4 protein-coding genes and 1 pseudogene are annotated in these 6,213 nt (G+C 66.5%); all 5 read right to left on the bottom strand.

The genetic code is table 11. The annotated features are described in order from the left end of the window. Positions 1-271: 271 nt before the first annotated feature. Positions 272-1,672 (bottom strand): [FeFe] hydrogenase H-cluster radical SAM maturase HydG, encoded by a 1,401-nt coding sequence (gene hydG / locus GX444_09330; GenBank protein ID NLH48792.1) that lies wholly within the window; start codon positions 1,670-1,672, stop codon positions 272-274. Positions 1,673-1,716: 44 nt separating this feature from the next. Continuing rightward, positions 1,717-3,096, bottom strand: a complete 1,380-nt coding sequence (locus GX444_09325) for an aspartate ammonia-lyase (GenBank protein ID NLH48791.1) — start codon at positions 3,094-3,096, stop codon at positions 1,717-1,719. Further along, the gene (gene hydE, locus GX444_09320; protein NLH48790.1) at positions 3,077-4,099 is read right to left on the bottom strand and encodes a [FeFe] hydrogenase H-cluster radical SAM maturase HydE; all 1,023 of its coding nucleotides are present in this window, start codon (positions 4,097-4,099) and stop codon (positions 3,077-3,079) included. Before hydE ends, GX444_09325 begins: the two co-directional genes overlap by 20 nt. Next, positions 4,096-5,286: a [FeFe] hydrogenase H-cluster maturation GTPase HydF gene (hydF, locus tag GX444_09315; protein NLH48789.1), complete on the bottom strand. Its 1,191-nt coding sequence runs from the start codon at positions 5,284-5,286 to the stop codon at positions 4,096-4,098. The genes hydE and hydF overlap by 4 nt, the downstream gene beginning before the upstream one ends. Positions 5,287-5,404: 118 nt before the next feature. Beyond that, a pseudogene (gene lexA, locus GX444_09310) lies at positions 5,405-6,010 on the bottom strand (transcriptional repressor LexA). Positions 6,011-6,213 lie beyond the last annotated feature (203 nt).

Below are 6,213 nucleotides of genomic sequence, written 5' to 3'. Positions count from 1 at the left end.
GGCTCCGCGACGCGGACCGCGAACGGGAAAGCGTAGCCTGACCGGGCTTCGCCTTCCCCCTCGGGGGAAGGCGACCGGCTGGGAACCCTCAACCGAAAGAGGATCCTAACCCAAAGTGCGAAAGATTGTTGACACTACCCCTTCCAAATCCGCTCGGCATGGCCATCGATCTGGACGGATCGATGACCATGGCACCCCGGAATGAATCGCACCCTTCGCGACGGCTAAATGGTTTTCTCAGGGGCCGGGTGGCTATATCGGGACGCCCCGACTAGAAATACAAATCCCTCTTGCCGGCCTCGATTTCCTTCACCTGACGGCTGACGCGCTCGTGATCGCGCGCGTCGAGCCGTTCGATTTCCCGCGCCAGCAGGGCGTCGCCGACGCGGCGGGTCTCGGGCGAGGCGTAATCGAGCAAAAATTCCTTGAGCGTCAGGATGGCGTTGGGTTGGCAGGTGTCCTTCGCGTGGCCGTGCTTGGCCAGGTTCATGAACGCCTCGCCGGTGCGGTGCGACCGGTAGCAGGCGGTGCAGAACGACGGGATGTAGTCCAGCTCGATCAGTTCGCGGATCACGTCGTCTAGCGAGCGGGTGTCGTAGATGGTGAACTGCTGCCGCTCGGGGATGTTCTCTTTTTCCTTTTCGCTGTAGCCGCCGATGCCAATGCGCGTCCCGCCGTCGATCTGCGACACGCCCAGCGAATACATCTCGTGCCGCAGCTCGGGCTTTTCGCGGGCGGTGAGGATCATGCCGGTATACGGCACCATCAGGCGCACGATCGCGACCAGCTTGCGGAAGTCGTCGTCCGAAACCAGGTACGGCGTTTCGTGGTAGAGCGGCGTGTTGATCGCCGGTTGCAGGCGTGGAAACGAAACCGTGTGCGGGCCGACGCCGAGGGATTTTTCCATGTCCAGCGCGTGATAGAGGATGCCGAGCACCTCGAATTTCCAATCGTAGAGGCCGAACAGCGCGCCGACCGCCACGTCGTCGAGGCCCGCTTCCTGCGCGCGGTGCAGGGCGTAGAGGCGGTAGGCGTAATCGCCCTTGCGCGTCCGCGCCGGGTGCAACTCGGCGTAGCGCCCGGGGTGATAGGTTTCCTGAAATACCTGGTAGGTGCCGATCGCCAGGTCCTTGAGCACGCGGTAATCCGGAACGTCCAGCGGCGCGGCGTTGATATTGATGCGCCGGATTTCGCCGCACGGATCGCTGGTGCGCGTCGCGTAAGCGGCGGCGATCGTTTCGGCCATGTACTTCACGCCGTACTTCGGGTGCTCGCCATAGACCATCAGGAGGCGTTTGTGGCCCGTCCGTTCCAGCAGTTCGACCTCGCGCCGAACCTCGTCCACCGTCAGGGCCCGCCGTTCGGAAGCCGTGTTCGAACAGCGGAAGCCGCAGTAGGCGCAATCGTTGGCGCAATGGTTCGAGACGTAGAAGGGCGCGAACAGCACGATGCGGCGGCCATAGATTTCGAGTTTGAGTTCCTTCGCCAGGCGAAACACTTCCTGCCAGAGGTCGGGATCCTCGAGGTTCAACAGCGCGGCCACTTCCGGCGGATTGAGGCCCTTGGCCTCGCGGGCGTGCGCCAGGATTTCTTCAATTTGCCGGCGGTCGGGCCGGCGATTACCGGCGAGCAAGCCTTCAATTTCCTCGGGATGGATGAAAGTCTCGGGCATGATGTCTCTCCCTCGATGCGAATCCGGTCGCCGGGCGGCCGTTGCTATTCCCGGTTGCCCAGGCGCCGCAACTTGGCCGGCGAGAGTGCCTCGTCGATGTCCGCGGCGGCGACGCCCAGGACCGACAAGGCTTCCCGCAATGGTAACTGTTTTTCTTGCGCCAGACGGACGGCCGCCTGCGCCTTCTCGTAGCCGATCACCGGCACCAGGGCGGCGGCGATCGCCAGCGACCCGTCGAGGTTCGCCCGGCAACGGGTCTCGTCGACGGCAATGCCGCGGACGCACTTTTGAGCCAGCGCGGCCACCGCAATATTAAGCAGATGCAGGTGATCAAGCAAATGCCAGGCCGCCAGCGGAAAATACTGCGACAATTGCAGGTTGCCCGCGGCGACGGCGGCGGTGAGCGCCTCGTGCCCCGCGATCGCCTCGAGGGCGAGCTGCGCGGCGTATTCGGGGATCACCGGGTTGACCTTGCCGGGCATGATCGACGAGCCGGCCTGCACCGGCGGCAGGCGCAATTCGGCGACCGGCGACGATGACAGCAACCGCAGGTCGGTGGCGATTTTGAGCAGGTTCGCGGCCAGCGCGGTCAGAATGCCGTCGGCTTCCACCGTCGTATCCTGATTCGTGGTCGCCTCGACCGGATTTTCGGCCCGCGACAGCGGCAGGTTGGACAATTCGCGCAGTTTTTCGATCACCCGGAAGATGTAGCGGCGCGGCGCGCCGATGCCGGTGCCGATGGCCGTGCCGCCGAGGTTGACCACCTTGAGCCGCTCCAGGCATTTGAAAATCCGCCAGCGATCGCGCGCGCAGGCTTCCGCCCAGGCCCCGAAGAGCTGCCCGGCCGTCAGCGGCACCGCGTCCTGCAGTTGCGTCCGCCCCACCATGACCACGTCGGCGAACTCGCGCTCCTTGTCTTGCAGGGCGACCTGCAACTCGACGATCGCGGCTTCCAGGTCGGCCAGTCCCCACAGCGCCGCCAGCCGGACGGCGGTCGGAAAAACGTCGTTGGTGGATTGGTGCAGATTGACCGTATCGAGCGGGTGGACGCGCCGGTAGGCGCCGCGCGGTTCGCCCAGCAGTTCGCCGGCGCGGTTGGCGAGCACTTCGTTGACGTTCATGTTCAGCGAGGTGCCTGCGCCGCCCGCCAGCGGATCGACCACGATTTGCCCGTCCAGATCGCCCGCCGCCAGTTCGTCGCCCGCCGCGGCCAGCGCCGCGGCGACCTCGCCGGGCAGGAAGCCCAGCTCGCCGTTGACCAGCGCCGCCGCTTTTTTTACCAGTGCGAAAGCGCGGATCAGACCGCGCGGCAGGCGCCGACCGGTCGGGGCAAAATTCGCCAGGGCCCGCTGGGTATGCGCGCCCCAGAGCGCCTCGTCGGGAACCGCGATGTCCCCGAGCAGATCATGTTCCGTGCGCGGCATCGGTCGCTCCCGCCCGGCTGCGAACGCCGGAACCCGCGTCGTCGGCCACGGTCAGGCCGAGTTCGGCGAAGGTCCGGGTCATGCAGTCCAGGCAATTGTCGGTCGAGCCGCAAGCGGCCCGTTGGTAAATTCCGTAGCGCGGCGCCGCTTCCGGCGGGGTGAAGTTGATCATCACCACGTTGGCGCCGGCCGTCAGCGCCCGCCGCCGCGCCTCGGGGTCCAGCGCGCAAAGCGCCGTCGTCGCCGGAATGTGGGCGCGCGGCGCGTAGAGCCGAGTCAGCGCGACCATCCGTAGCGCCAGATCCGCCGGCGGTTTGGGCAGTTCGGCCAGCGCGGTGCCGTTGGCCGGAATCAGCGGGCCGACCGCCACCATATCGTACGGCCGCGCGGCGAAATCGAGAATGTCCAGCGCCAGCGAAGCCGCGGTCTGGCCGGGCAGCCCCACCAGGCAGCCGCTGCCCACTTCGTAACCCAGATCGAACAGGTCGTCGAGGCAGCGCCGCCGGTTCGCCTGGCTCATGCCCGGGTGCATCCGCCGGTAAAGCTCCTCGTCGGCCGTTTCCAGCTTCAGCAGGTAGCGGTCGGCGCCGGCCTCGCGCCAGCGGCGGTACGTTTCGCGGGGCCACTCGCCGCATGAGAGGGTGACGGCCGCGCCTAGTTCCGCCTTGATGGCCGAGACGGTGCGCGCCAGTCCGGCGCGGTCGAGTTCGGGATCTTCGCCCGATTGCAGCACGATCGTTCGCAGGCCGCGCGCCGCCGCGCGCCGGGCCGCCGCCAACACTTCGGGCCAGGCGAGGCGATAACGCGACAGTTCGCGGTGGTCGCGGTTGATGCCGCAATAGAGGCAGGAACCGCGGCAGTGGTTCGAGAACTCGACGATCGCCCGCAGGTGGACGACCGCGCCGAATTCGCGCCGCCGGATCGCGTCCGCCTCGGCGCAAAGCGCCGCCGTTTGGCCCTCGTCGGCCAGCCGAGCGGCGATCCGTTCCCGCTCGGTCGTCACAACAGGCTCTCCAGACCGCCGAAGGGCGCCAGCACGCGCGGCAGCACGCCCTGCACGAAGGAAATCGCCACGCCGTAGTTGGTGATCGGCACGCCCGCCTCGGCGGCCAGGGCGATGCGGTTTTGCATGACGCGCTGGGTGTTCATGCAGGCGCCGCAATGCACCACCAGCTTGTAGTCGGCCAGGTTGTCCGGGTAGTGGATGCCCTGCACGTTGTCGAACACCAGGTCGTGCCCGGTGTACTGGCGGATCCAGCGCGGAATCTTGACGCGCCCGATGTCGTCGCCGACCGGGTGATGCGAGCACGACTCCGCGATCAGCACCTTATCGCCGTCGCGCAGCCGGTCGATCGCCGCCGCGCCGCGCGCCAGGGCCGGCAGATCGCCCTTCAGGCGGGCGAAGAGAATCGAAAACGTCGTCAAGGGAATTTCCGGCGGCACGTCGGCCGCCACCTTAAGGATCACCTGGCTGTCGCAGACCACCAGCGCGGGCCGGCGGCCGATGCCCTGCAGCGTGGCGTAAAGTTCGCGTTCCTTGACGATCAGCGCCGCCGCGTCGTTGTCGAGGATGTCGCGGATGGCGATGACCTGGGGCAGGATCAACCGGCCGCGCGGGGCTTCGAGGTCGATCGGCACCACCAGCACGACCAGATCGCCGCCGCGGATCAGATCGCCGAGCAGCGAAAAGTTCGGCCGAATGGCCTGCTGCAACCGGTCGGCCAGCGCGACCCGCAGCTCGCGGACGTTGTGGCCGTCCCGGGCGCTGACGTACCAGGCGTCGACCGGCGCGCGCCAGTCCGGGGCCTGGTCGGTCTTGTTGACCGCGACCAGAAAATCGGTGCGCCGCCGCGACAACTCTGCGTGCAACCGGGCCTCGTAATCGGTCCATTGCCCCGCCTCGGCGACCAGCACCACGAAATCGGCCGCCACCAGTTCACGCATCGTGCGCTTCACGCGCAACTCGCCCAGCTCGCCCGTGTCGTCGATGCCGCCGGTGTCGACGAACACCACCGGGCCGAACGGCAGCAGTTCGAATCCCTTGCGCACCGGATCGGTCGTCGTGCCCGGCACCTCGGACACCAGCGCCAGCGGTTGTTCGGTCAGGGCGTTGACCAGCGAGGATTTGCCGACGTTCCGCCGGCCCAGCAGGATGATGTGCGGCCGCAGGCCGCTCGGTTGCTCTTGCATGTCGCTTACCCCATGCCGTCCTGAAGTACCATGGTGGCGGCGGGTCGATTAGTCAAGGCTTTCGCGGATTTTGGGCGTAGGGCATAAATATGAAAATAACCAGTAACGGCGGCCGGGGTCAGTCGATCCGGCGGTAAAGGCCGATCACCTTGCCCTGGATGCGCACCCGGTCGGCGCGCAGGCGCAGGGAAGGCATTTCGGGGTTGGCGGGGCGCAACTCGACCTGGCTTTGATGGCGATAAAATTTCTTGATGGTCGCGTCCTCGCGGTCGACCAGCACCAGCGCGATTTCGCCGCTCGCGACCTCGTTCTGCCGCCGGACGATGGCGTAATCGCCGTCGCGGATCCCCGCGTCGATCATGCTTTCGCCGCTGACGCGCAGCGCGAAGACCTCGGTTTCGGGGAAGAGCGCGGCGTCGACGACCAGGTGGCCCTCAATGTGCTCGATGGCCAGGGCCGGCTGGCCGGCGGTGGTCAGGCCGAGGATGGGAATGGTGCGCGAGGCGAACGCGGCGGCTTCGGCCAAGCGCAGGCCGCGGGCCTTGCCGGGCGTCCGTTCCAACCGCCCCTTGCGTTCGAGCGCGGCGACCGCTTCCTGTACGGTGGATATCGTCAGGCCGAAATGCGCGGCGATTTCGCGGAAGGTCGGCGGCGCGCCGTGGCGCTGCTGGTGCTCGCGGAGAAAATCGAGAATCAGTTGTTGGCGGCGCGGCAGTGGTTCCATGGTACCCTCGTTGCCAGCAGTGTACCCCGTACCTTCGTACCGGTCAACTCGGCAAACCCCTGTTGTTTATACTTAGGCAATATGTCCCCTTAACTGTGCAGCAAAAATGTCCCCTTGGTTACGTAGAGTTCGGAGCCGAGGCCTGATAGACCCACGTCCAGTTGGTTGTTCCCTTTCGATTTTCCGTTTTGCATCGGGCTTTG

Source organism: Myxococcales bacterium, assembly GCA_012517325.1.
GTDB lineage: Bacteria > Lernaellota > Lernaellaia > Lernaellales > Lernaellaceae > JAAYVF01.
The sequence above is the reverse complement of the archived record's forward strand: the minus strand, read 5'-3'. Positions and strand labels throughout refer to the sequence as shown.